This is a genomic window from Salinivibrio sp. IB574, assembly GCF_001996205.1.
GTDB lineage: Bacteria > Pseudomonadota > Gammaproteobacteria > Enterobacterales > Vibrionaceae > Salinivibrio > Salinivibrio proteolyticus.
Map to the genome: position 1 here is coordinate 12,695 of NZ_MUFN01000006.1, position 24,863 is coordinate 37,557.

A 24,863-nucleotide genomic window follows, 5' to 3' on the forward strand; every position below is an offset into this window, starting at 1 on the left:
GCGTTTTGTAGCTACTGATGTAAGGGTTAGTAGTTGGCGATAATGGCTAATACTTCATCCACGTTGGTGGCGCGGCTGATCTGCGCGATGTGTGTGTCATTCATAAAAAGGTTCGCCAGTTGGGAGATAGCTTCGATATGGCTATTACTGTCGGTGGCCGCGAGGGTGACCAGCACCTTAACCGGATCGTTTTCGGCGCTGTCAAAATTGACGCCGTTTTTGATCACTGTGATAGCCAGGGCGAGGCGGTTAACGCCATCTTCAGGGCGTGCGTGGGGCATCGCGATACCTGGACCCACCACATAGTAGGGACCGAGTTCTTGATGTGAGCGATAAATCGCGTCGACATAGCTCGGCGCAATGGCACCGTTATCCAAAAGTGCTGCGCAGGCTTTGTTGATGGCATCTTGCCAATCGTTGGCATCTTGGTGAATGCGGATAACGTCGGCGGTAATCAGATCTCGTAACATGGCTCTATCCGTTTTAAAGGTTTTATTTGGTTGTTGGAGAATTGTTGATAACTCTATCGCTGAAAACTGAGCAATAAATGGACAATGATCACAATTGGTAGCGCTATCTGATAGCGCTACCATAAGATGTGATAGCGCTATCATTTTTTCTGTCTACCAATGCGTCATGCTACAAAGAGGCCATGCGGGGCACGGATTAATCGCTGATGGCTGTGATAGGATACGGTGTCATAAGATGATGAGTAATCAATAGATATAATGAGTGAACCAAGAAAACGACGCAATACGGGTAAAGTTACGCTTGCGGATGTTGCCAAACAGGCTGGGGTAGGCACCATGACGGTTTCCAGGGTGTTGCGCACCCCGGATGCTGTCTCTGACAAATTGCGCGATAAGGTTCAACGCGCCGTTGAGCAACTGGGTTATATTCCTAATAAAGCCGCGGGTGCTTTGGCATCAGCGCAAAGCTATGCCATTGCGTTGATCATTCCTTCTCTATTGGAAAAGGCGTGCGCCTTGTTTTTGCCTCGTTTTCAACAGCGGTTGAATAAAGCAGGCTATCAATTGTTGCTGGGTTACAGTGATTATTCGGTCCAGCAGGAAGAGGATTTATTGGCCGGTTTTCTAGAAAGCCGACCTGCGGCAGTAGTGCTATTTGGTAATGAGCATACGCAGCGTACCCATCAATTGCTTGAGGTGGCCAATGCGCCTGTTCTCGAAATCGCTGAGTCTTCATCAATGGTAGGCTATGCCAGCATGGGCGCGGATCACCATGAGATAGGTAAGGTGAGTACGGAGCATCTCTTAAGCCAAGGGTTTAATAATATTGGCTTTATTGGCGCGCGAGGTAACCATGCGACCTTACAGCGCAAACTGCAAGGCTGGCAGGGCGCGATGATTGAGCATTACTTAACCCCTGACCATTTTTTAACCACCCACGAGGCGCCATCGGCACAATTGGGAGCTGAAGGGTTGGCGAAATTGTTGCTTCGCGATGTCACGTTGGACGCGTTGGTATGTAGCCATGAAGAGATAGCCATCGGCGCGTTGTTTGAGTGTCACCGACGGGTGTTAAAAGTGCCGACTGATATCGCAATTATCAGCTTGGAGGGCTCCTCCATGAGTGAGCATGCCTTTCCGAGCTTAACGAGCGCTGAAATTGACTATCAATCCCTCGGCACTCAGGCAGCGACAGCGATTTTGCAAGCCATTGAAGGCCAACCGCTTACAGGCGCTAGAACTATCCCATTTAAACTCGTACACCGTACCAGCACCGCAAGAAAAAACTAGTTTTTTGGCCGTTTTATAGGGACAGACACTTTAGCCAAAGAGCTCAGGATGCGCTTGACAGGACAGGCGCGAACGCGTTACGAGGAGTATTAAGTGGAAAGTGTTCGGCCAAGCGTGAGCAACGCCGAACACGTTTGATAACGAAAGGCTATGTCTAGCCGTTATGTGCCTTTAGTGACTAAGATCGACCAAAGGCTCTGGCTTCAGTTGGACTTTTTGTTTTTTCATGATGTTGGCTACATTGTCGACGGCTTGACTAACGTCTTCTGCATTCGTTAACACGGTGTACTCAAGATCGAAATGTTTTTGTTCGCCAGCTTTTATGGTCGGCACTAGGCCTAACGGCCGTTGATATTTTGTATTATATGCATAGCTTGTACCAGGCTCTATTCCCGTTACATAGCCCTGTTTTAATGTGTCAGTGTTTTTCCAAATTGTTAGCACTGGGAGCTGATCGGTTTTAAATAGCATCGACACACCAGAGTTGGCGTCTTTATTGTGTAAAACAGCAAGAGAGCTGCCTTCTGGATCACTAATGGGCTTTAAGTTAAATACCATTTCATCAAAATCTTTTGTTGGTCCTAAATAGGTTTGCCAACTTTTAAGTCCCCCTTTTGCATAGTCATTAAATGGAGATATTTCACTTGCTGCTGCATGGATTTTGGCGCCTTTCTCTAGAATGGGTTGACCAAAGTTTGAGTGGTAGATGACTTGATATTCATCGTCGTAATCAGCTTTGTTGGTGAGTGTATCGTTTATTGAGAAGGAGTTTTCGCCAGGAATGATACTCAAACGCGTTTCTGTCGAAAGGTTTGATTTTTTAAAGGTACTCTCTGCAATAATTCCGGTGACAGTAATTGTATGTGGGGCTTCATCGTCTATTTCGACTTTCACCAGTGAGGCGGGAGTGTTTTGAACCCGTCCATGAAGGCTGAGCAATTGCCCATTGTCATCAACACCGGGGTGGCCTGTCCATTCGTACCCACAGCGAACAAGCATTTCGTTGAAACCATCTAACCAGCCAAGGCCGTTTCTGCTCTCAAGATCAATAAAAGCTGGATTGACTATCTCTTTGACGGGTGAATCCCACCCAAGAATTCGCTTACCCTCCTTGCGCACTTGGTAGATACCCATGCCTCGAGTCGGTACGAGCGTCAGTTCTAATTCACCGTTATCGATGGTGATAATGTCCACGCCATTTTGTTTGCCTGTGTTGAGTCGCTTTTTCTCAATAGAAAAAGGGGTGGTTGTGTTAATCCCAAGTTCTTGCGCCGATGTTTTCCAATGATCCACGTAGGTGTTAGTTGCGCTATCAGTGAGTACAAATTCTGCTGAAAGGGCGTAAATAGGTGTTAGTAGGGCAACAGTTGCTAGGACATTTTTGATTATCATCTTAGTCTTCCTTATTTGTTGTGTTTAGCTGAATCGTTTCAGCTTAAATGCTACGCTCATTATTTGAACAGACAAATTGCTGAAAGTGACCTTGTGATTCAGCTCTTTAATTTTTATTAACTGCTTTTGAATCATGAGTGCTGACTCACGTTCAGCATTACACAGTTAGCGGGAATTATCGGGGACAGGCACTTTTGGTTAGTCTAGTTAAAGCTACTCCGTTAACATACAGCAGAGTGGTTTTCGGTATCTAAAGGAGACAGCCCATGGCTGAGCATGACACAGAAAAGACCATTCCCGAGCGTGACCAGCGGCGGTTTGCTGTATCTGCGAATCGGGACAAAGGCAGTCACCGGATTCGTTATGTGGAAGCGGGTGGCGCCTCGGTGGATAATGATGAGTGCACATTTTGCCAAGCGGTGCCGGTGTTGAATGAACCGCTGGAGAAGAACGAGAAGTGAGACGCTTCGCTTCTAGAAACGAGAGACTAGATAGAGCAGATCGCGCTCGCATTGAGGTTCTTGCGTTTTCTGTACTCTGTATTGCGTCATCGATATTCGAGCATAGGAATACAGTTCGCTTCGCTTACAGTATAAGGGAAAGCAGCCTCGTGCTCGCATCGGCGCTCTTGCTCTTTCTGTATTCCGTATTCTGTTTTCTAGTTTCTAGTTTCTAGTTTCTAGTTTCTAGTTTCTATCTCGCCTGATATTCTCGGGACAGGCACCTCACTTTTTCCGCAACGCGCAAAACTGTACTGCCAACACAGACTGTGTGATTTATCTCTCTCTTTGCTAATGACTCCAATATCAATAGTCGATCTTTCTCACATCTGTGATGTTTACAGATGGTGAAACTTTTCTTTCATCTGCATTATTCGTCCATATCGAAACGTTTCGATGGTGTTTTCCTGAGAGAAATCGCTGTTCATAAGAAAACGTGCCAGCGCACAGTGAGCGCTGATTACGTCCATCGTGAGTGAGAAGGTGATGAATGAATAAGCATGGTTTGCTCCATCCAGAGCTTGCACGGCTCGTAACCCAAATTGGACACACCGATGAATTGACGGTGTGTGATGCGGGGCTGCCGATCCCCAACTCGGTGTCGCGTATTGATTTGGCGCTGACCCAAGGGGTGCCGAGCTTTATGCAGACGGTCGAGGCGGTGTTAACTCACACCTGCATTGAGTCGGTGGTGATTGCGGAAGAGCTTGCAGCAGTTAGCCCAGCGCTGCACCAATCCTTGCTTGCGCGACTAGAGCAAGAGAGTGCTGCGCGTCAGCAGCCGATCACTGTGACCACGATTAGCCACGAGGCGTTTAAAGCACGCACGGTGCAGAGCAAAGCGGTGGTGCGCACCGGAGAGTGCACGCCTTATGCCAATGTGATTTTTCAAGCCGGTGTCACCTTTTAGGTGAGCCTAAGCGAGTAACCACGATGACGCAACCTATCTTACAACTCCGCCAAGTCGTAAAAACCTTTCCCGGGGTGCGCGCCCTCGATGAGGCGAGCTTAAATGTCTATCCCGGTGAGGTAATGGCGCTACTCGGCGAGAACGGCGCGGGTAAGTCTACCTTGATGAAGGTCCTCACCGGGATTTATCACGCCGACAGTGGCGATGTGAACTATCAAGGCGAGCCGGTTTCGTTTAAAGGTCCGCGTGATTCACAGCACGCGGGGATCAGTATTATTCACCAAGAGCTCAATTTGATCCCAGAGCTGACCATTGCCGAGAACATCTTTTTGGGCCGCGAGTTTACTAACCGGTTTGGCAAGATTGACTGGGCCAAGATGGTGGAAGAGGCCGATAAGCTGTTGGCGCGTTTAAATGTGAAAGCCCGCAGCACTGTGCCACTTGGCAGCTTGAGCTTGGGCGAGCAGCAAATGGTGGAAATTGCCAAAGCGTTGTCGTTTGAGTCGCAGGTGATCATTATGGATGAGCCGACCGATGCTTTGACCGACACGGAAACTGCCTCCCTGTTTGCGGTGATCAACGAGCTGCGAGCGCAAGGCTGCGGCATTGTTTATATCTCTCACCGACTAAAAGAAATTTTTGAGATTTGCGATCGGATCACCGTGTTACGTGACGGCAAGTTTATTGGTGAGTGTCCCGTGAGTGATACCGATGAAGACGGCCTGATTGAAATGATGGTGGGCCGCAAACTCGCCGAACAATACCCGCGAAGCGATGTCACCCCTGATGGGATAAGCCTTGAAGTGGAAAATGTCAGCGGTCACGGAGTGAAAGCGGTGAGTTTTCAGCTGCACCGTAGTGAAATTCTGGGTGTATCGGGCCTGATGGGGGCCGGGCGCACGGAGTTAATGAAGATTATCTATGGCGCCATGCCGCGTGAAGCCGGCGTGATTCGGCTTGATGGCAAGGTGATTAACCCCGTGAGTCCGCAAGATGCGCTGGCCAACGGCATTGCTTACATCTCTGAAGACCGCAAAGGTGAGGGCTTGGTGCTGGGTTTATCGGTGAAAGACAACATGTCACTCAGTGCACTCGATAAGCTCACCCACTGGGGCAGAATACAGCCGCGCGATGAAGTGATGGCAGTGGATGATTTTATCCGTCTTTTCAACATCAAAACCCCCACCCGCGAGCAAATCATTGGCAACTTATCGGGCGGGAATCAGCAGAAAGTGGCGATCGCCAAAGGGCTGATGACCAAACCAAAAGTGCTGATCTTGGATGAGCCGACTCGGGGGGTCGATGTCGGTGCCAAAAAAGAGATTTATCAGCTAATTAACCAATTTAAAGCCGAGGGCATGAGCATCATCTTGGTGTCATCAGAAATGCCCGAAGTGCTTGGCATGAGCGACCGCATTCTAGTGATGCACGAAGGCCGCGTATGCGGTGAGTTTGATGCCAAAGACGCCAACCAAGAAACTCTGCTTGCCTGTGCGGTAGGCAAAGATGCCAATGAGGATGCAGCATGAGTGAGAATGCAATGAATAAGTCCCAGCCGTCAGAAGATGGACGCAAACCCCTGTTCAGCAAAGCGTGGTTGATTGAGCAAAAATCACTCATTGCCCTGCTGGTGCTGATCGTGGTGGTGTCATTTTTAAACAGCAACTTTTTCATGGTCGACAACCTGCTTAACATCCTGCGTCAAACCTCGGTAAACGCCATTATTGCCGTGGGGATGACATTGGTGATTTTAACCGCGGGTATCGATTTGAGTGTTGGCTCGGTGTTGGCGCTGTGCGGTGCGTTTGCCGCGAGTTTGATTGCGGTTGAGGTGCCAGTGTTAGTTGCAGTGCCCACCGCCTTGTTTGCAGGTGCGGCAATTGGTGCCATGACTGGCGTCGTGGTGGCCAAAGGCAAGGTACAGGCGTTTATTGCCACCTTGGTAGCAATGACCCTCTATCGCGGTGTCACCATGGTGTATACCGATGGTCGCCCCATCTCAACGGGCTTTACTGATACCGCCGATGCGTTCGCTTGGTTTGGTACCGGCTACCTGTTGGGCATTCCCGTCCCCGTGTGGCTGATGGCAATCGTGTTTATCGGCGCTTGGTATCTGCTCAATCATACCCGTTTTGGCCGTTATATTTACGCACTTGGTGGTAATGAATCGGCGGCGCGGTTGTCGGGCATTAATGTCGATCGAATCAAGGTGGGTGTGTATAGCCTGTGTGGCATGCTCGCAGCGCTGGCGGGGATCATCGTCACCTCGCGCCTGTCCTCCGGACAACCGACTGCCGGCACTGGCTATGAGCTTGATGCGATTGCCGCGGTGGTGCTGGGCGGCACCAGCCTGATGGGCGGTAAAGGCAAGATCATGGGCACATTGATTGGTGCGCTGATTATCGGCTTTTTGAACAACGCCCTTAATCTGCTGGACGTGTCGTCTTACTACCAAATGATTGCCAAAGCGGTGGTGATTCTGCTCGCCGTGCTGGTGGATAACAAAAACAAATAGCTGTTTGAGACAGTGCTTTTTAAAACAGAGCTTATTGGGAGCTTATTGGGACAGGCACCTTTATTTCTCTTTAAGTTGGCAGGACAGACACTTTTATTTCTATTGAATTAGCAACTAAAAACAACACCCTACAAACACAAAAGGACTGAACGCATGAAAAAACTGACTACCTTGATTACCACTGCGCTACTGTCGTCCACGCTGAGCATTAGTGCGCAAGCGGAAGATAGAATGGCAATCGTGGTTTCAACCTTAAACAACCCATTTTTTGTCACCATGAAAGAGGGTGCGGAGCAGAAAGCGCAAGATCTTGGTTATGAGCTCTTGGTGCTTGATTCGCAAAACGACGCTAGTAAAGAGTTGTCGAATGTGGAGGATTTAACCATCCGTGGCGTTAAAGCTATTTTGATTAATCCGACTGACTCTGACGCGGTCTCGAACGCTATTCGTATTGCAAATCGCGCGGACATCCCGGTTATCACCCTAGACCGTGGCGCGAGTCGTGGGAAAGTGGTGAGCCATATTGCTTCTGATAACGCTCAAGGCAGTAAAATGGCGGCGGAATACATCATCGGCAAAGTCGGGGAGCGTGCCAAAGTGATCCAACTTGAGGGTATTGCCGGCACCTCAGCCGCACGCGAGCGTGGTGAAGGCTTTATGGACGCCATCGAGGGGACCGACGTTGAGCTACTCGCCAGTCAGCCGGCGGATTTTGACCGCACCAAAGGTCTGAACGTGATGGAAAACCTGCTTGCCGCACACCCAGATGTGGAAGCGGTATTCGCCCAAAACGATGAAATGGCATTTGGCGCGTTGCGCGCGGTGCAGGCATCAGGCAAAGATGTCACTATTGTTGGTTTTGATGGCACCAAAGATGGTATTGCGGCCGTTGAGCGTGGTCAACTGGCAGCCACTATTGCCCAGCAACCGGGTATGATTGGCGAATTGGGTGTTGAAACTGCCGATAAGGTGCTGAAAGGCGAGTCGGTAGACAGCTACATCCCTGTACCGCTGAAAGTGATTAGCCAAGAAACGATCGCTGAATAAGCCGTCAGGGAAACGTATAGTGAGCACCATCGGGTTCGCACTGGGTGGTGCTTTTTTGATTTAAAAACGGGAAGGAATAGTAATGAGCCGATTGGTTGTTCTTGGCAGCGTCAATGCTGATCATGTTTTACGTGTCCCTCACTTTCCGCGTCCGGGCGAGACATTACACGGCCACGATTATGCCGTAATTGCCGGCGGCAAAGGGGCCAATCAAGCGGTCGCGGCGGTGCGTTGCGGTGCCGATGTCGCGTTTATCGCCAGCGTGGGTGATGACGCATATGGACAAAATATTCGTCAATCTTACGCGCAAGAAGGGATGAATGTCAGTGCGGTGAAGGTGCAGGCGAATACACCGACTGGGATTGCGATGATCCAAGTCACTGAGCAGGGCGAGAACAGTATTGCGCTCTCGGCAGAAGCTAATGCGGCTTTGACAGCAGAGGCCATCACCGCCGATCTTGCCAAGATAGCCGAGGCTGACTATTTACTGATGCAGTTAGAAACGCCGATGTGTGGCATTGAAAAGGCGGCGTTTCATGCCAAAGCGGCAAAGACTCACGTGGTGCTTAATCCCGCCCCAGCCGCACCGCTGAGCGACGCGCTTCTTGCTGCAGTCGATATTATTACCCCGAATGAAACAGAAGCCCAAAGCCTGACCGGTATCGCGGTAACTGATACTGCCAGTGCGCAAGCGGCTTCGGACGTGCTCCATGAAAAAGGGGTAGGGATTGTACTGATCACCCTCGGTAAACAAGGCGTATGGCTAAGCGAGCAAGGCCGGCAAGAAGGCCAGCTTATTCCTGGGTTCCGTGTCGATGCCGTCGATACCACTGCCGCTGGCGATACCTTTAACGGGGCATTGGTGACAGGACTGATAGAGGGACAGACACTTTATCAGGCGATTCGCTTTGCGCATGCCGCGGCGGCATTATCCGTGACCCAGCGTGGCGCACAAACCTCGATTCCTTCTCGTGCAAATGTTGAGGCGTTTTTGGCCCACCAAGATGCTTAATCCTTATTTCACCTTAGTCAGCGGAGCGCGATAAATGGCGACCATGAAAGATATTGCCAAACGGGCGGGCGTGTCGACATCGACGGTCAGTCATGTCATTAACAACACCCGTTATGTAAGTGAGGCCATTGCTGAGAAGGTAAACCAAGCCGCGAAAGAGCTTAACTATTACGCCCCGTCGGCACTGGCGCGCAGCCTGAAAGTGAATCGTACTAAAACCTTTGGCATGCTGGTGACCACTTCCACCAACCCGTTTTTTGGCGAGGTAGTAAAAGGCGTCGAGCGCAGCTGTTACCACAATGGCTACAGTTTGATTTTATGCAACACGGAAGGCGACGCTGAGCGTATGCGTGCTTCAGTTGATACGCTGTTGCAAAAACGGGTCGATGGCTTGATTTTGATGTGCTCGACCTTGGAAGGTGAGCGGATTGAAGGCTTTGATCGTTATCCGGATATTCCCGTGGTGGTAATGGATTGGGGACCGATTGATTTTGCCTGCGATAAAATCCAAGACAATTCCTATCAAGGCGGCTATTTAGCGACCCAGCACTTGATTGACTGTGGCCATCGCCAGATTGGTTGTATCAGTGGTCCTTTGCTTAAACAACAAGCACAGCGGCGTTTTCAAGGCTTTAAAGATGCGCTGCGTGATGCTGGACTTACTGAGAACGCTGATTGGATGGTAGAAGCGGACTTTGAGTGTGAAGGCGGCTATCAAGGCATGCAAGCGATCGCTGCGAGCGGCTCCTTGCCGAGCGCGATTTTTGCAGGCAATGATATGATGGCAATGGGCGCGATCAATGCTGCTAATTCACTCGGCATTCGGGTACCCGAGGATCTTTCTATCATGGGATACGATGACATCCACCTCGCAAAATTTGTCTCGCCCTCCCTGACCACCATCCACCAGCCCAAGTACCGTCTCGGTCAAGCGGCCGTCGAAACGCTACTCCACAAACTGGATGATCCTCAAAGTGATAGCCAAACTGTGCAGCTCGAGCCAACGTTAGTGGTGCGCGAGAGTGTGAAGCGGGTATAGCTATTGGGCGAGCTATAAATAAACTATCGGGGACAGGCACTTTGAGCGCTTTAAGCTAACGGAACTAACGGGACAGACACCTTTATGTTTATGAGCAAACGGGACAGACACTTTTGAACACTCGGGGGACAGTCACTTATATGATTGCCCTAGCGGTGTAAGGGTGAAGCCGTTATGATGCCTGTCCTCAATGGCCAACCGGTAAATCGCCTCGTTATGTTTTCAATTGTCGACCAAAACCAACACTTTGTGGTGATCAACAAGCACCACGGCGTTAGCGTGCAAAAAGAAGCCGATCACGCGGCATTGCTGCCGGCGGTCGCGGCGCATATTGGGGTTGAGAAAGTCTACCTTGTGCATCGGTTAGACAAGATGACATCGGGCTTGCTGCTGCTGGCAACCTCTTCGCATGCGGCGTCTGTCCTCTCAGGGTTGTTTGCTTCGCGCGAGATAGAAAAGTTCTATTTGGCATTAAGTGCCAAAAAGCCGCGTAAGAAGCAGGGGCTGATCGTTGGGGATATGACGAAGGGACGGCGAGGTAGCTGGAAATTGTTAACCAGCAAAGATAACCCTGCCAGAACGCGCTTTATCTCTATTGCTGGTGGTGAGGGGAGGCGACTTTTTCTCTGTCGGCCCTACACAGGCAAAACCCATCAAATTCGCGTGGCGATGAAAAGCATTGGCTCTCCGCTCATCGGTGATGATTACTATGGCGGCGAGCCTGCCGATCGTGGCTACTTACACGCTTATGGGCTGCAATTTACGTGTCGTTTTGCCGATGATCAGCCTGAAACACGCTATAGCTATGTGCTGCCCCCGAGCCAAGGCGAGTTGTGGCCAGCCTTACCAGTAGAGTGGGATGTCCCGTTTTCACTGCTCTAATTCTGTTTCGCAGAGTACAGGGAAGTGATGCACTGATTACCAAACAAATAGCTTAAAAATCGCGAGAATAATCGTCATCGCACCAAGCCCAATCCAACCTAAGGTGCGTGTAACCGTAGGGTTTTGATTGATAGCAAAGTGTGGGAATAGGATTGCCCACATTGAAACAAATGGTACGACACCAAACGCTCTTTCTGTGTAAAAATTAGGGGTGGCAGCAAAAGGTGGAATAGCGAGGTGCCAAAAACAATAAGTCCCCACGACGACCATGCAAATGACCGCTTCTTTGAATGAGGTTTCCTGAGAGTTGGTAAAAAGATAAAAACCAACCGTCACAATATAGAGCAAGGCGGCTATCACAGGTAAGTGTCTCTTGGTTTTGCTGGGTGAAGGGGCCTCGACCGACCCCCATCTTTTTAGCTAGTACAGCTTGGTGCAGTAATGGCGTTTTTGAGGATTTGTCGGCCGCGGGTGTCGCGAACCAAAATGGTATAGCTGATACCACTGTCTAACATACTGCGGATATCGTTATCCTCGCAATAACGACGCTTTAAGCCGGAAAAGAGCTGCCCCGGTGCTTTTTTGGCATTCTTCTCCAGAAGCGTCAGCTCAATAATGGCATCTTGCGCACGAGCGCGAACGAGCGAGTAGCCTTCAATATCCATCGGCAGTAATTGTGCAATCATGTCGGCACGTTGGATTGCGGCTTCTGCGGCTTGATCATGCTGGGTGCTGCTACATGCACTGAGCACTAGCCCCAGGCCGGTCATCATCAATACTTTTACTAATTGCATTAGACAGGATCCTGCGGAAGCACTTTTTTGAAAGGTTTAACGGTTACGTCTGCATAGACGCCAGCGGCTACATAAGGGTCTTTGTCAGCCCAGGCTTGGGCGGCTGATAATGACTCAAACCAAGCAATAACGGTTGACCCCGTAAACCCAGCTTCGCCCGGCTCGTCGCTATCAACGGCAGGGTTTRGTCCTGCAATCATCAAGCGGTTTTCTTTTTCCAGTTGGCGTAAGCGCTCAAGGTGTGCGTCACGCGCTTGCTTGCGTAGCGGTAGACTGTTCTCTACGTCTTGCGAATAGATGAGATACCACATCGTCATTGTCCTTGATAGATGTTAATAACCACTAGGATACAGAGTCCAGATTTCTGAGTACAGTGTATTAGTGAGTGTATTGGGGGGACAGGCACTTAAGCATCTAAAGTGTCTGTCCCCCCAACACCCCCAACAAGCTAGAATCAAGCCTGAATATCCCTTTACCTTCCTGTTACTGGAAGGCTTATTCTTCTGGGAAAACGGTCAGGAGATAATATGGGATGTTGTAATCAACCCCCGGAAGGTGGAGCTAAAGGGCTAAAGCCGCTCTTAAAAGCGGTGGGTGTGTTGTTTGTATTGATAATGGTACTGGCTTATTGGATTGGATGAGGCATTAGCGAGTTTATTTCGTGTTTACGCTATTGAGATGCACTCAACGACAAGCCTTACTCACTTGGGATCATGACGCCGGTCATGCGCTTTAGGCCAAGTGTTGGCAAGGCCGCTTGGATACTCGATAGTGAACCCACGACGTTTCCGTCTCCCAAATGAGAGCATGTACTTAACCAGGTTTCACGCGAGATGTTCAGTTGAGTGAGCAGATGTGGTCTCGGGAGTGAATTGGCGTTCTGACTCTGATCGCACGTCCATTCTACCAGAGCTAAATAATCCATAAGGCGAAAAGGGATACCGTCGGGCATCGACTTTCTCGGGTTCCCGGCGAAGGGGAATAAGCCGGCTGGCGTCGCTTTATTTTGCTTGAGTGATTCAACGCGCTTTTTAATCGATGTGTAATTGGCATGTTCAGGCCGTTTGCTAATGCCTGCGCGCACTGGATTCAAATCGACATAGGCCATGGCCGCAGCGAGTGCTTTTTCATCTAATAAGGCTTGGCTTTTAAAGCGTCCCTCCCAAAAATGCCCTGAACATTGATCCTCTCGGTTCGCTTGCGTCGAAATATATTGATTAAGCAGCTTCATAAACCAGCTGACAGACATCAAACGTTCGCGCCAGTTCTCAATGATGCGAAAACACGCTTTTCGCTCTGAGTGAGAGAGCGATTCACCCTGATGAAAACGCTGGATAAGCGCAGGCGCTTGATGAAAGGCTAGCCAGCGTTCAATAACCTCGATGTTGGTCAAAGACTGAGCCGCGTTTGCGTTGATATGTAAAACAACGTGATAGTGATTGCTCATAATAGCATAAGCACAAATATCGATACAGAACACTTTGGCTAATGCGAGTAAACGCGTTTCTATCCATGCGCGACGATGCTCATAGCTTTTTTGCGACTGAGCATCATAGCCGCACAAATACGAGCGGCGTACACAACGTGATACGCAATGATAATAGGGTGTGGCGGCCAAATTTATTTGCGATGCGCGAGCTTTGGTCATCGTCTCTCTCCCTTGGCTCCGGATAGAGGTAAATCGTACTGTATAAATAAACAGTCTTCATTGTTTCTGAATTGGATTTTCGTGACAGTGCAAGAAATGGTGTAACTACGAGAGTTGTTACTTGCTAAATGTGTCTGTCCTAGGAGTAATTCTCTCGAATACTAAGTAGGGCGTCGTGGCATAACAAGGACAGTCACTACAAGGTGACTGTCCTGTTAGGTTTATAAAGTGCCTGTCCCCACAAGAAGAAGCTAGGCAGGGGCGCCGCTGTGAAAGCGGAATTGGCTGTCGGGCGCTTGGATCAACTCAGCTTCGCGCTCGCCGATGGTTTGGATGCGGTCGCGAATGTCCTCGCCGGCGATGGTTTCTGCAAGGGTGAGGTAATCTTGATAATGGCGTGCTTCCGAGCGCAGTAGCGAGATGTAGAACTTTTGCAGTTCATCATCGAGGTACGGGGCGACTTTAGCAAAGCGCTCGCAGGAGCGTGCCTCAATGTAGGCGCCAATAATCAGCTTGTCGACCAAGGTAGCCGGCTCGTGAGTGCGTGCCGCGCGCATTAATCCTTTGGCGTAGCGACCTGCTTCTAACGGTTGATAAGGAATGCCGCGTGCGTCCATGATTTCAATCACTTGCTCAAAATGATGAAACTCTTCTTTGATTAAGCGGACCATTTTATCAATCAAGGCTTGGCCGTGGGCAAACCCCGCTTTAGGGGTTAAAGGCGCGCTGAGACCGTTTTTGCGCGCATGGAAGATCCCATCGCGAACGCCGCGATAGACAAAGTCCTCATAGGGTTTGGCCCATGCTAGCAGTTGCTCGCCACTCGCTGCGTCAACCGCATATTTACGGATCAACCACATCGCGGTTTGGCTGGCTTTTAATTCGCAGTTCGCGTGATCGCGCAAAAGAATCGATTGATTGTCAGGCTGAATGGCCGCGTCAATCCAACTATCGGGGGTTTGACAGTGCAGAAAACCATGAATAGGGATGAGTAGGGTATTAATTTCTTGGCGTAGCATGCCGGAAACACTCTCAGACTGACAACAATGGCTGGGCATTATAAACAGATGGGATGCGAGCGCAAAGAGCTGGCAGCGCAGGAGGCGCTGCCAGGTGGGCGAATTCGGCCTACTTGTTCGATGCCCAAGGGGAACGGTATTGAATACCGAACTTGTCTAAACGCGGTAACTGCGCTTTGAGTCTGGCCAGATAATCGAGCCAGTCACGGCGCTCACTGTGGCTCCAAGCCGCTTCTGCAATGGCGGTAAGTCTTGGAAATACCATGTAATCGAGCCTGTCCTGATTGGTGATCAGTTCACTCCAGAGTGCACATTGCACGCCTAGCATATGCTCACGGGCGGGATCGTCACTGGCAAGACTTGCCAGCGGCTCATATTGGTAGGCTTTTTCTAATGGCGTGACGCCCGCCCAGTCGAGGCCAGGCTCGGTGGCAGCATAATCTTGCACCATATCGAGATAGGTCGCCTGACCCGGGGTTAAAATCACATCAAACCCATGCTGCGCACAATGCAATGCGGCATCTTCGCTTTGCCATGAATAGATCACGGTGTTTTTGCTGACTTTATCGCCGTGCTGCACTTCTTCCCAGCCAACCATACGTTTGCCCAAGGCGCGAAGCTTTTGCTCAGCATAGGTCAGTATCTGTCCCTGTAGCGAAGCGGTCGTTTCTCCGTTCATGCGTCTGTCCCGATAAACTGGGCTATCCGTCCATACCCCGTCAGGGACTTCATCGGCACCAATATGAACCCATGAGGCGGGGAAAAGCTCGGCGACTTCACTTAATACCGTATCTAAAAATCGATACGTGCCATCGAGGGCTGGCGATAATACGTTATCGGTGTAGTGTTGTACGCTGCGGTAAGTAGAGCGGTCGTCGGCATCGTGTAGCCAATCAGGCAGTGCTTTGATGGCTGCGCGACAGTGACCGGGAATATCAATTTCTGGAATGACGGTAATACCGCGGGCTGCGGCGTATTCAATCACGTCACGTACGTCTTCTTGGCGATAATAACCTTCGTGACGTTCTGCAATATGACTGAATTGCGGGGCAAGGCGGGTATTGGGGCCGCGTTGACTCCCATAGCGCGTCAATTCAGGCAGGGCTTTAATCTCCAGTCGCCAGCCTTCATCGTCGGTTAAGTGCCAGTGAAAGGTATTGAACTTAAAATAGGCTAACTGGTTAATCAGTCGCTTTACCGTGTCCACCGAATGAAAATGGCGCGCGCAATCGAGCATCATCCCTCGGTAAGCAAAGCGTGGTGCATCGCTGATTTTTATTGCTGGTATTCGAAGTTGTCTTTCATGCTCTTGGCAAAGTTGTAACAGCGATGCGCAGCCGTGAATAAACCCGCGTTCAGCACAGGCTTGGATCACCACGCCTTGGTCGGTGACGGTGAGCTGATAGGCCTCATCACGGTGTGTGATATCTCGAAGTGCAGAGTCGGGTAAAGGCCGTAAGATAATGGCATGATCGCCAGTGACCGCATCTTGGTGGCGTGGGTCGAGTGCAATATCAGCTTGCGGATACATGCGAACCCATTCGTTGCTTAGCCACTGTGCGGCGGGAAGGGCCTGTGAATCCACCGCGATTAACGGTGTTGTGGGTGAAAGCGTAAAGTACCCTGGCTGGTGGCGCACCGATTTGGGCACCGGAATAATGGCGTGCTCGGCGGGATGAACATCTGGAATCGTTGATCGTGTGGTATGAGTGTGTGCCAAGTTAATGGGAGTGAGCATCACTGAATATTGCTCGCCATTGGCATAGAGCAGTGCATCTTTAAAGCCCGCACAAAGGAACCGCAATGGCGGCGTGTGGGCATCAAACTCGATGTATAAGCTCTGATTGGCATCGAGAGTTTGATGCGCCGGTGTAATGACGCAATAGCTGCCAACTTGCTCAATACTGCCTTGTGACAGGGTATTGGGGTTGATGAAGCGATCAAACAGTACCGCAATGGACAGCGCTTCCAACGAACGGTCGGTGAGGTTATGCAAGGTTAACCCCATTCGGCTGCGCGGCGGGGTATCATTGGGATACTCGTTGATCACACTAAGATCGAGGCGGTAAGTCATCACGCGTTCTCCTTGTTCGAGTGGCCGTTGCCAATCAGTGTTTGCGCACTGATGGCGAGCATAAACCAGCTTGCATGTGGCAACCACTGCTCGCCCCATCGCCAGTTTTGCGCCATATCATCGCAATATGGCGCGGGGTTGAATGCAATCTGTGTTTCATCCTCCATTCCTGAAGTAATGCCATTGCAGATCCCCCCTTTGGCATTAAAAAAGCCCAAGTACGGTAGGTAATCTGGGTTGTTGTGGCCATGTCCATCGAGCATACAGATATCAAATGGGTTTAAACCGAGGATCCAATTAAGCGCCCGTTGGCTAAAGGTGTGGAGGGCAGTATTTACTGCATCGTCATGAATATGGCGCGTGGCATGACATGCAAAGGTCGCCAGTGATCCCAAGCGTGCATTCTCGCCTTGCCACCAATAGCCGGTTTCATTGTGGTGAGGAATAAAATGACGCACCTGTTTGACGCCATCGACGGGTTTGACGTACTGACGCGGATACGCGAATGGATTATCGGCGGTTTGTGTTAGGTTGAGCTCAAACTGGCAGGCGCGTTCCAGTGCTGTTTGTGCGATAGCCTGATGGCTGGGGTCGGTTTCTACATCGAGGTAGCGAACTAATACCAACCCGGGTAGACCCGCATCGGCGGCATGGTAAAACGGGCGGCTCCCATCAGCATTTGCTGACCAATAATACTGGCAAGTTTCATAACTGCGTTGCCGTGCGACCAGCTTTTGCATCCAGCCTCGAGCCTCGCTCAAGAAGGGACAGTCACCGTTCGCACTAATGTGTCTGTCCCCGGTAGATTGCTCCTCGGTAGATTGTCGAGTGGCGTGATGTAACTCGCATGCGGCGAGAAGGGCGCAGGTTTCGTCAATAATGTTGGGCTCACCGTCATCAAGGTAATGGTGGTTATTTTCAACCAAATGCCAGTAGCCGCGAATGGCAGCGTCTAAATAGCGTGCTTGTTGATCAGACTCGGCGTAAAGCCGGGCTCGGCTTGCGGCGGCAAGGGCCGCAATCGCCATGCCGCCGCCTTGACGAAAACCGGCTTGGTAAGCCTCACTCATCACCCCATCTTGCGTCGCGTAAGCGCAAAGGGTGCGGCGCTCTGGGTCTTTCGACCATTGATCAAACACCGTCATATAAAAAAAGCCACTGGGGTGTTGCATACRGAGAAGAAAATCGGCGCCGTGTTTCGCTTCATCGGCTAATCGCGTACGCATAAACGCGGGCAGCGTGTCCGAGCTAAACTGGCTGGCAAGATCTGCCAGCCCCCAAGCCAACAGCGGGATTTGTTGCGGATTGAAGTAATTGGCATAGGAAAGGTGGCTCAGGTATTTGCTCACATCGCCAGAGGCATCGTACCAACCGCCGGACACATCCACGCGTTCATCAGAGCCAAATACCTTGGCGCGCTGATCCGCGTGTTCGTAAATACCGCTACACCGCTGCGATTTAAAGTAATGGAGCAGGTCGGAAAACGTGGTGTGAAACAGACAATTATCCCTTATCTCAAACGGATGGGAATATACCGGTGTGTCTGTTAACAGCACGAGTTGATAGCGTCCGCGATGTGCAAAGGCAGAAAAATCGAGGGTATAAGCTGTGCCCATCTGCCAGTTGTTTAACTGTGTTCCTTGGTGTAATTCAAACTGCGCCACCACGTTATCGAGTGATACTGTGTCTGTCCCACTAACAAAAGTGTCTGTCCCGGTACTTTTTTTTGCATCTTTTTCGGCATCGTTAAAGTGCCTGTCCCCAGAAGACTGCCCAGAAGAGAAGGCAATTTTATCGGCAGTGTTAAATGTGCCTGTCCCCCTAAGAGGAGGCAGGGAAATCAGTGCCACGGGCGTGTTGGTGAGGCGGTCGCTGTCACTGACGATCACCGCGTATTTGTCACCGTTTAACGAGTAGCCAATGTGATTGGTCAGCACTTGCATGATGGTATCCTTATTGGACTCTATTGCTCGTACAAATAGCAGCGCACATAGTGGTTGTCGGCGAGTTTGGTCACGCCGGGTAACTGCTCAGTGCATTTGGCTGTCGCATGTGGGCAGCGGCCAGCAAAAGGGCAGCCGACCGAATCCGGTGTCCATAGGGGGATCTCACCCTTGTTGCCCTTTAGTTTTTCATGAATAGACTTGCTCGGGTCGGGTACGGCCGAGACCAACAGCTGGGTATAAGGGTGTTGGGGATGGTGAATAATCTCTTCGGTGTCTCCCCATTCGACCATATGGCCGACGTACATCACCGCCAAGTCTTCGGCAATGTAGCGCGCGGTGGCGATATCATGGGTGATGTAGAGCAGCGACATTTGCTTCTCCACTTTCATCTCTTCCATGAGGTTAAGTACACCGGCACGAATCGACACATCCAGCATCGAGGTTGGCTCGTCGGCGAGTACCACTTCCGCGCCCACGGCGATGTTTCGCGCCAAGTTAATCCTCTGACGCTGGCCGCCCGACAGTTGGTGGGGAAATTTCTCCGCCGTTTCTTTGGCGGGCGTCAGGCCCACTTGTTCGAGCAGCTCGAACACTCGCTCTTTCAGTTGTGCTTTGTCGCGCTTGGCGACTTTTTTGTGGATCAATAATGGGCGCGCAATATGGTGAAACACATTGTGCGTGGGGTTGAGCGAGCCAAAAGGGTCTTGCCAGACCATTTGCAGGCCTTCGCGATAGCGCATCAGCTCATCACGTTTTTTAATGGTGGTGATATCGCGGCCGCGATATTCAATGCAGCCATCGGTCGGGGCATACATTTTGGCAATCATTTTCGCGGTGGTTGATTTGCCCGAGCCCGATTCCCCTACCACGGCAAGTCCACGGCCTTTATACATTTTGAACGAGACATCATTGATCGCTCGCATCATGGGTTGTTTAAGGGCATGGCTGTTAATAGGGAAATCTTTCACCACGTTTTTCCCTTCAACCAGCAGTTCTCCAAAACCTGTACTCATCACTGACTTCCTCACATTGGCGCGTTATTAGAGTTTTTGTTGGGCGATAGGCTCACCGTATAGATGGCAGTTGGAATACCGGCCCGATTCGATTTGGCGCAACGTCGTTTGGGTGGTGCGACAGCGCTCATGCACCTGAGCACAGCGCGCTTGAAAGCGGCATCCTGTCGGGATTTCGAGCAAGTTGAGCGGATTGCCCGGGATCCCCGTGAGCTGGCGTTTAGGTCCGGTAAGTGAGGGGAATGAGCTGCCCAGCCCTTCGGTGTAGGGGTGATAGGGATTGTTGAGCACCTGTTTGGATGGCGCGACCTCAATCAGCTCACCGGAATACATGATCCCAATCCGATCGGAAAACTCGACCATGAGCGATAAATCATGGGTGATAAACAGAATCGAAAAGCCAAACTCTTCTTTTAACGCGTAGATTTTTTGCAAGATCTCACGCTGCACCACCACATCTAATGCCGTGGTGGGCTCATCCATGATGATCATTTTCGGGTTGAGGGCCAGTGCAATGGCAATGACCAAGCGTTGACGCATCCCGCCCGAAAACTGATGCGGATAATCGGTCAGACGGCTGGGATGAATATCGACAATTTCTAGCAAGCCTTGAGCCCGCTTCACCGCCTGTTTGCGGGTCAGGTTGGTGTGGCGCATCAGCACATCGCAAAACTGCTCTTCGAGCGTCAGCACTGGGTTGAGGGCATTCATGGCGCTTTGAAACACCATCGACATCTCGCGCCAGCGAAAGTCGCGCATCCGAGCGTCGCTGTAATCGAGGATATTCTCGCCGTTAAAGATGACTTCGCCGCCGGTGATAAAGGCAGGTGGCTTATGCAGGCGCATCAGCGAAAAGGCAACGGTGGATTTACCGCACCCCGATTCGCCAGCCAGGCCGAATACTTCACCGGGGGCAATGTCAAAACTGACGTGATCGCAGGCTCGGACATCACCGGCATCGGTAATGTAGTCGACGCACAGGTCACGGATTGAGATAAGTGGGGTGCGACTCATGATTTATCTCCACTGATCAGCATGTGTTCGGCAACGGGATTCTCGTCGCGGGCTTTCTTTTCTTGTTGGCTGAGTTTTTTCCAGCGCTTCATCCCTTTTTGCGCACGTAATTGCGGGTTGGCAATTTCATCCACCGCGAAGTTGAGTAACGCAAGCCCCGTCACCAGTAAGGTCAGCGCAATACAAGGCGCGAGCAGCTCCCACCACGCGCCAATCAGCATGGATGAGGAGGTTTGTACGTTATAGAGCATGATCCCCCAGCTGATGGTGTTGGGATCGCCAAGGCCCAAGAAAGAGATAATCGACTCCATGGCAATGGCATACATCACCGAGCCAATAAAGCTAGCACCAACAATGGGCACGAGGTTAGGCAAGATCTCGACAAAGGTGATACGAAAGCGCGATTCACCCAGCACTTCGGCGGCTTTCACGAACTCTTTTTCGCGCAGGGCAAGGGTTTGTGAGCGAACCACTCGTGCCCCCCAAGCCCAGGAGGTACAGCCAATAATGATGGCGATCGTCAGCGGTCCGGCTTCGCCGATAAACGCGGCGAGCACGAACAAGAGCGGGTATTGCGGGATCACCAACATAATGTTCATTGCGGCGGTGAGTACATCGTCAACCCAACCGCCTAAATAGCCAGCGGTAATGCCGATTAAAGTGGCGAGCACACACACGGTGATGCCAGCCCCAAAACCCACCGCTAACGAAACACGGGCGCCATGCACTAACTGCGACCAGACATCACGGCCCATACGGGTGGTGCCAAGGACATGGTCGGCCTTTTTCGACATCAGTAGGGTGCGACGATCATCCGCTAAGTGTGTAGCGACCCAGCCGTCTGGGTTGGCTTGCGCCGCTTTGACGATAAAGCTTGGGTATTCATGCGGATTGCCGGTACGTTTATCCGGCGCATGCTGGGTCAACAACGGCGCTAAGACCGCCATCAAAATAAACAAGCCAACGATGATCGAACCGGCGCGGGCAATCTTATTGCGCACGATAAGCGTGAGGAGATCTTTCATATTATTTGCCTCCTTTGCGCAGGCGTGGGTCAAGGACCACGTACAGCATGTCAGCAATTAAGTTAAACGAGAGCATAAACAAGGTCATAATGAGTAGCTGGCCTTGTAGGACTTGATAGTCGCGCGCGTTGATCGCATTCAAAAGCACCGAGCCAAGACCGGGGTAGTTAAAAATGATTTCCACAATCAGTTGGCCCCCGATGGCAATACCCAGCGACATCGATAGCGCGGTGACACTGGGCAAGAGCGCGTTCCGCGCCGCATAGTTAAACACCACGCGGTTTTCGCTTAACCCTTTGCCGCGAGCCATGGTGATGTAGTCTTCCGCAAGCAGGTTAATCATGTTGTTACGCATGTTGACCAAAAAGCCGCCGACTTGAATGATGGAGGCACAAAAAAGCGGGAGTACAGCGTGATAGGCCACATCTTTAATAAAGGTCCAACTGGTCCAGTCTGGGGTCACGCCTGGCGTGTAGGCGTATCCGGTTGGAAACCACTTCAACCCAATGGCGAAAATAAACAGCGCCAGCATCGCGATAACCACTTGMGGYACYGCTTGGATAATCAGCATGCCTGGGGTGATCAYRGCATCGTATTTCCCGCCGCGYTTCCARGCGGCAAAAATGCCCAAAATCGARCCYAGYGARAAMGASAGCAGCACSGCACTGCCGGCGAGAAASAGCGACCAGCCAAASGCTTTGCCGAGGAGCTCGTTAACCGACAACGGATAAAATTGGATGGAGGTGCCTAAATCCCAGCTCAGCACGTTTTTCATGTAGGTGAAATACTGCGTATAGAGGGGGCCATCGACAAAGCCCAGCAGTTGTTTCATTGCCTCAATCCGCTCTGGAGTGACCTGCACCGAGGCATTGGCAAACATCATGGTGACCGGATCACCGGGCATGGCACGAGGAATAATAAAATTGAGTGTTGCTGCCACTAAAAGGGCAATCATGTAAAAAGTTAGCCGTCGGAAAAAATAACCCATAACCCACACCTTACACAGCGAAGTGGTGATGTTCTTGGTGTGAACACCGTGGAAAAGCGGGCGCGCAAGGCGCCCGATAGTGGTTACTGGACGGGCTTAAGGTCCAGCACGTGAAGAAGACGTTCAGGAATGTTGGCCCAGATAGAGGGGCGGCCTTTCGGATTGTCTTCGTTCCACCAACCGGTGAAGCGGGTTGTGTTGTATTGATACATTTGTGCACCAGAAAGCACCGGAATGGTGACCTGATCCTTGGCGATAATCGCTTGGATTTGGTGGGCAATTTCCAGTTGCTCGGCTTTATCCGCGGTTTTGTAGAAGCTGTCTAACAGCTTGTCGAGCTCAGCATTTTGGTAATAATGCATCGCGAACCGCGGCATGCCATCCCCTTTCTGTAGGTTGGAGTTATACGCGCTATTCCAATAGGTGTAAGGGTCCGCACCGTGGAAGTAGTTGGTGTAGGCGACGTCGTAGTCGGCTTCAAGCATCGCTTGGTTATACACCGAGAAATCAGGCGTACGTGCCTTGGCTTTGATGCCGGCCTCGGCAAGTTGCTCAACCGCAAGCTGAACGGTGTTGTTGAAGTCGGTCCAGCCATTAGGAGATTGGATTTCGAGCTCAAACGATTTGCCTGACGGCGTTTCCACAAAGCCATCACCGTCTTGATCTTTAAAGCCGGCTTTCGCAAGCAGTGCTTTGGCGCCGTCTAGATCATACGTATTGTATTGGCGATATTTCTCATGCACCGCTTCGTCGGACCATGACTCAAAGGCATAACCTAAGCCAGACGCGAAGTCGTTCACTGTACCACCGCCATAAAACGCGATATCAATGATGGTTTGACGGTCTAGCGCCATCGAAAATGCACGACGGAAGTCGACATTGGTCAGCGCTTCACGCTTGGCAGGATCAGGGTCATTAAAATTGACCATAAAGGCTTGGGTGCCAGCGGCAGGATACCAATAGTGATGGTTTGGATTGGCCGCGGCATAGGTGCGATCAATGTCAGGAATAAACGAGGAGGTCCAGTCCATTTCGCCACTGATCACTTTACTTAAGAACTGGTCGTTATTGGCGATTTGCGGCACGCGCAGACAGTCGACATCAAGGTTGTCGTTATCCCAATAATACGGGTTACGACATTGGATATAGAGCTGAGAGGTGAAGGTATCGATAGTGGTGAAGGGGCCAGAGCCTACCGGGTTTTCATTGGTGTAAGATGCTGGGTCTTCGATGTTTTTCCAAACGTGCTCGGGCACCACTGGCACTTTGACGATCTCGTACGGTACGTTGGAATTGGCCTCGGTGAGTTCAAAGCGGACGGTATAGTCGTCGACTTTTTTCACATCATCAATCCATTTATTAATCCCAGATTGGTCGAGCTCAGGATGGTTTTTAACCAAATCAAATGAATACACCACATCGTCGGCAGTGTAGGCTTCGCCGTCTGACCATTTCACCCCTTTGCGTAGGGTAAAGGTGACACTTTTCAGGTCATCCGCCATTTCATAGCCGCTCGCGATACGAAAGACAGGCTGGTTGCCTTTCATTTCGTTAAATACCACTAAGGGCTCATAAACAAAATCAGTCGTGGTGTGCAGGTAGGTGGCGCCAAGGAAAGGGTTGAAGTTACGGACAAAGGTATTGAATTCTTTCGGGTGGATAGTGAGCTCACTGCGCTCGGCGGCACTGACGCCAGCACTTGCGCTCAGCGCACCAATAATTGCAGAGGCAAGTAGGGTCTTGCTGGCAAATCTAATGTTACTCGAAAACATAGCCATTCCTTACTGTTGCTTTCAGTTCACGTGATGGATAGTGAGCTCGTTGCTTACAACCTTCGCGAGCTCAAGCTTGCCGATGCACCGGCATCTAGTTGTCTGTTGTCTGGTCATCGTATACATCAGCAATCGATAACACAGCGGCCGGTGAACCTCTTCAAATAAGCATGCCGATAGAACGCCTCGCAACGTCATTAATCGTTAAAATCGTAAAAAACCACTTTCATGACGTTAAAACCGTTAAAATCGATCGGGATAAATTGAAGATGTATTCTGACTCGCTTTCTCTTCTGAGATAAAAACCAGAAACGGAACTAGATTATACCAATAAATATCAATGACTTATTTGTTACCCTCTCAAGGGCGACACATGTCACATGTTTCTTTGAGCTTATTTTTAATCAAGAATTTAATCTTGCCGTTTTGTTGTGACACCCCCCACAATCTTGGTTTTTAGCTCCAACTATCGCTCAGGCTTGGACTGATATCGGCATCAAAGCCCCCGTTTAT

23 protein-coding genes are annotated in these 24,863 nt (G+C 50.7%); 9 read left to right on the forward strand and 14 right to left on the reverse strand.

Going from position 1 to position 24,863, the window contains the following annotated elements; translation table 11 throughout:
- Window positions 1-26 precede the first annotated feature (26 nt).
- Window positions 27-470 (reverse strand): PTS sugar transporter subunit IIA, encoded by a 444-nt coding sequence (locus BZJ17_RS04345; protein WP_077639959.1) that lies wholly within the window; start codon window positions 468-470, stop codon window positions 27-29.
- 258 nt (window positions 471-728) lie between these two features.
- On the opposite strand from BZJ17_RS04345, the gene BZJ17_RS04350 reads away from it, so the two are divergent.
- Window positions 729-1,760 carry a LacI family DNA-binding transcriptional regulator gene (locus tag BZJ17_RS04350; protein ID WP_077639886.1) on the forward strand — a complete coding sequence of 344 codons (1,032 nt, stop codon included), beginning with the start codon at window positions 729-731 and terminating at the stop codon, window positions 1,758-1,760.
- A 171-nt stretch (window positions 1,761-1,931) separates the two neighbouring features.
- Here the strand turns inward: BZJ17_RS04350 and BZJ17_RS04355 are convergent, their stop codons facing one another.
- The gene (locus BZJ17_RS04355) at window positions 1,932-3,152 is read right to left on the reverse strand and encodes an aldose 1-epimerase family protein (RefSeq protein ID WP_077639887.1); all 1,221 of its coding nucleotides are present in this window, start codon (window positions 3,150-3,152) and stop codon (window positions 1,932-1,934) included.
- Between the two features lie 266 nt (window positions 3,153-3,418).
- Between BZJ17_RS04355 and BZJ17_RS04360 the strand changes: the two genes are divergently transcribed.
- The 8 genes from BZJ17_RS04360 to BZJ17_RS04395 all read left to right on the forward strand — a co-directional run bounded on the left by BZJ17_RS04360 (window position 3,419) and on the right by BZJ17_RS04395 (window position 11,057).
- Window positions 3,419-3,613: a hypothetical protein gene (locus tag BZJ17_RS04360; protein WP_077639888.1), complete on the forward strand. Its 195-nt coding sequence runs from the start codon at window positions 3,419-3,421 to the stop codon at window positions 3,611-3,613.
- Between the two features lie 529 nt (window positions 3,614-4,142).
- Entirely contained in the window at window positions 4,143-4,562 is a 420-nt protein-coding gene (gene rbsD / locus BZJ17_RS04365) for a D-ribose pyranase (protein ID WP_077639889.1), read from the forward strand.
- A 23-nt stretch (window positions 4,563-4,585) separates the two neighbouring features.
- Window positions 4,586-6,091 (forward strand): ribose ABC transporter ATP-binding protein RbsA, encoded by a 1,506-nt coding sequence (gene rbsA, locus BZJ17_RS04370; RefSeq protein WP_077639890.1) that lies wholly within the window; start codon window positions 4,586-4,588, stop codon window positions 6,089-6,091.
- Window positions 6,088-7,077 (forward strand): ribose ABC transporter permease, encoded by a 990-nt coding sequence (gene rbsC / locus BZJ17_RS04375; protein WP_077639891.1) that lies wholly within the window; start codon window positions 6,088-6,090, stop codon window positions 7,075-7,077. The genes rbsA and rbsC overlap by 4 nt, the downstream gene beginning before the upstream one ends.
- Before the next feature lie 153 nt (window positions 7,078-7,230).
- Entirely contained in the window at window positions 7,231-8,124 is an 894-nt protein-coding gene (rbsB, locus tag BZJ17_RS04380) for a ribose ABC transporter substrate-binding protein RbsB (RefSeq protein ID WP_077639892.1), read from the forward strand.
- Window positions 8,125-8,206: 82 nt separating this feature from the next.
- Window positions 8,207-9,136, forward strand: coding sequence for a ribokinase (gene rbsK, locus BZJ17_RS04385; protein ID WP_077639893.1), 930 nt, complete (start codon window positions 8,207-8,209; stop codon window positions 9,134-9,136).
- Between the two features lie 34 nt (window positions 9,137-9,170).
- Entirely contained in the window at window positions 9,171-10,175 is a 1,005-nt protein-coding gene (locus BZJ17_RS04390; RefSeq protein WP_077639894.1) for a substrate-binding domain-containing protein, read from the forward strand.
- Between the two features lie 216 nt (window positions 10,176-10,391).
- On the forward strand, window positions 10,392-11,057 hold the full coding sequence (locus tag BZJ17_RS04395; RefSeq protein WP_077639960.1) for a TIGR01621 family pseudouridine synthase: 666 nt from the start codon (window positions 10,392-10,394) through the stop codon (window positions 11,055-11,057).
- A 36-nt stretch (window positions 11,058-11,093) separates the two neighbouring features.
- Here the strand turns inward: BZJ17_RS04395 and BZJ17_RS04400 are convergent, their stop codons facing one another.
- The 12 genes from BZJ17_RS04400 to BZJ17_RS04455 form a co-directional block, all read right to left on the reverse strand.
- Window positions 11,094-11,417, reverse strand: a complete 324-nt coding sequence (locus BZJ17_RS04400) for a hypothetical protein (protein ID WP_077639895.1) — start codon at window positions 11,415-11,417, stop codon at window positions 11,094-11,096.
- A gap of 56 nt (window positions 11,418-11,473) precedes the next feature.
- Entirely contained in the window at window positions 11,474-11,851 is a 378-nt protein-coding gene (gene gspS2 / locus BZJ17_RS04405) for a type II secretion system pilot lipoprotein GspS-beta (protein WP_077639896.1), read from the reverse strand.
- Complete coding sequence (locus BZJ17_RS04410; RefSeq protein ID WP_077639897.1) at window positions 11,851-12,162, reverse strand: YciI family protein; 312 nt, start codon at window positions 12,160-12,162, stop codon at window positions 11,851-11,853. The genes gspS2 and BZJ17_RS04410 overlap by 1 nt, the downstream gene beginning before the upstream one ends.
- Window positions 12,163-12,548: 386 nt before the next feature.
- Window positions 12,549-13,499 carry a transposase gene (locus tag BZJ17_RS04415; protein ID WP_077639898.1) on the reverse strand — a complete coding sequence of 317 codons (951 nt, stop codon included), beginning with the start codon at window positions 13,497-13,499 and terminating at the stop codon, window positions 12,549-12,551.
- Window positions 13,500-13,750: 251 nt separating this feature from the next.
- A complete protein-coding gene (gene miaE, locus BZJ17_RS04420; protein WP_108743776.1) occupies window positions 13,751-14,518 on the reverse strand; it encodes a tRNA isopentenyl-2-thiomethyl-A-37 hydroxylase MiaE in 768 nt (255 codons plus the stop codon).
- A 109-nt stretch (window positions 14,519-14,627) separates the two neighbouring features.
- Complete coding sequence (locus BZJ17_RS04425) at window positions 14,628-16,592, reverse strand: family 20 glycosylhydrolase (protein ID WP_077639900.1); 1,965 nt, start codon at window positions 16,590-16,592, stop codon at window positions 14,628-14,630.
- Window positions 16,592-18,535, reverse strand: coding sequence for a glycoside hydrolase family 9 protein (locus BZJ17_RS04430; protein WP_077639901.1), 1,944 nt, complete (start codon window positions 18,533-18,535; stop codon window positions 16,592-16,594). The genes BZJ17_RS04425 and BZJ17_RS04430 overlap by 1 nt, the downstream gene beginning before the upstream one ends.
- Before the next feature lie 20 nt (window positions 18,536-18,555).
- A complete protein-coding gene (locus BZJ17_RS04435; RefSeq protein ID WP_077639902.1) occupies window positions 18,556-19,551 on the reverse strand; it encodes an ABC transporter ATP-binding protein in 996 nt (331 codons plus the stop codon).
- Between the two features lie 27 nt (window positions 19,552-19,578).
- The gene (locus BZJ17_RS04440) at window positions 19,579-20,565 is read right to left on the reverse strand and encodes an ABC transporter ATP-binding protein (RefSeq protein ID WP_077639903.1); all 987 of its coding nucleotides are present in this window, start codon (window positions 20,563-20,565) and stop codon (window positions 19,579-19,581) included.
- Complete coding sequence (locus BZJ17_RS04445) at window positions 20,562-21,590, reverse strand: ABC transporter permease (RefSeq protein WP_077639904.1); 1,029 nt, start codon at window positions 21,588-21,590, stop codon at window positions 20,562-20,564. Before BZJ17_RS04445 ends, BZJ17_RS04440 begins: the two co-directional genes overlap by 4 nt.
- A gap of 1 nt (window position 21,591) precedes the next feature.
- Window positions 21,592-22,578, reverse strand: coding sequence for an ABC transporter permease (locus BZJ17_RS04450; RefSeq protein WP_077639905.1), 987 nt, complete (start codon window positions 22,576-22,578; stop codon window positions 21,592-21,594).
- Window positions 22,579-22,661: 83 nt separating this feature from the next.
- Window positions 22,662-24,350, reverse strand: a complete 1,689-nt coding sequence (locus BZJ17_RS04455) for an ABC transporter substrate-binding protein (protein ID WP_077639906.1) — start codon at window positions 24,348-24,350, stop codon at window positions 22,662-22,664.
- Window positions 24,351-24,863 lie beyond the last annotated feature (513 nt).

Excerpts from the sequence above, each read along its gene's own strand:
- BZJ17_RS04445 (WP_077639904.1), bottom strand. The coding sequence starts at position 21,590 with ATGAAAGATCTCCTCACGCTTATCGTGCGCAATAAGATTGCCCGCGCC.
- miaE (WP_108743776.1), bottom strand. The coding sequence starts at position 14,518 with ATGCTACGCCAAGAAATTAATACCCTACTCATCCCTATTCATGGTTTT.
- BZJ17_RS04350 (WP_077639886.1), top strand. The coding sequence starts at position 729 with ATGAGTGAACCAAGAAAACGACGCAATACGGGTAAAGTTACGCTTGCG.
- rbsB (WP_077639892.1), top strand. The coding sequence starts at position 7,231 with ATGAAAAAACTGACTACCTTGATTACCACTGCGCTACTGTCGTCCACG.
- BZJ17_RS04440 (WP_077639903.1), bottom strand. The coding sequence starts at position 20,565 with ATGAGTCGCACCCCACTTATCTCAATCCGTGACCTGTGCGTCGACTAC.
- BZJ17_RS04395 (WP_077639960.1), top strand. The coding sequence starts at position 10,392 with ATGTTTTCAATTGTCGACCAAAACCAACACTTTGTGGTGATCAACAAG.
- BZJ17_RS04415 (WP_077639898.1), bottom strand. The coding sequence starts at position 13,499 with ATGACCAAAGCTCGCGCATCGCAAATAAATTTGGCCGCCACACCCTAT.
- BZJ17_RS04455 (WP_077639906.1), bottom strand. The coding sequence starts at position 24,350 with ATGTTTTCGAGTAACATTAGATTTGCCAGCAAGACCCTACTTGCCTCT.
- BZJ17_RS04355 (WP_077639887.1), bottom strand. The coding sequence starts at position 3,152 with ATGATAATCAAAAATGTCCTAGCAACTGTTGCCCTACTAACACCTATT.
- rbsC (WP_077639891.1), top strand. The coding sequence starts at position 6,088 with ATGAGTGAGAATGCAATGAATAAGTCCCAGCCGTCAGAAGATGGACGC.
- gspS2 (WP_077639896.1), bottom strand. The coding sequence starts at position 11,851 with ATGCAATTAGTAAAAGTATTGATGATGACCGGCCTGGGGCTAGTGCTC.
- BZJ17_RS04360 (WP_077639888.1), top strand. The coding sequence starts at position 3,419 with ATGGCTGAGCATGACACAGAAAAGACCATTCCCGAGCGTGACCAGCGG.
- rbsK (WP_077639893.1), top strand. The coding sequence starts at position 8,207 with ATGAGCCGATTGGTTGTTCTTGGCAGCGTCAATGCTGATCATGTTTTA.
- BZJ17_RS04435 (WP_077639902.1), bottom strand. The coding sequence starts at position 19,551 with ATGAGTACAGGTTTTGGAGAACTGCTGGTTGAAGGGAAAAACGTGGTG.
- BZJ17_RS04390 (WP_077639894.1), top strand. The coding sequence starts at position 9,171 with ATGGCGACCATGAAAGATATTGCCAAACGGGCGGGCGTGTCGACATCG.
- BZJ17_RS04425 (WP_077639900.1), bottom strand. The coding sequence starts at position 16,592 with ATGACTTACCGCCTCGATCTTAGTGTGATCAACGAGTATCCCAATGAT.
- BZJ17_RS04345 (WP_077639959.1), bottom strand. The coding sequence starts at position 470 with ATGTTACGAGATCTGATTACCGCCGACGTTATCCGCATTCACCAAGAT.
- rbsA (WP_077639890.1), top strand. The coding sequence starts at position 4,586 with ATGACGCAACCTATCTTACAACTCCGCCAAGTCGTAAAAACCTTTCCC.
- rbsD (WP_077639889.1), top strand. The coding sequence starts at position 4,143 with ATGAATAAGCATGGTTTGCTCCATCCAGAGCTTGCACGGCTCGTAACC.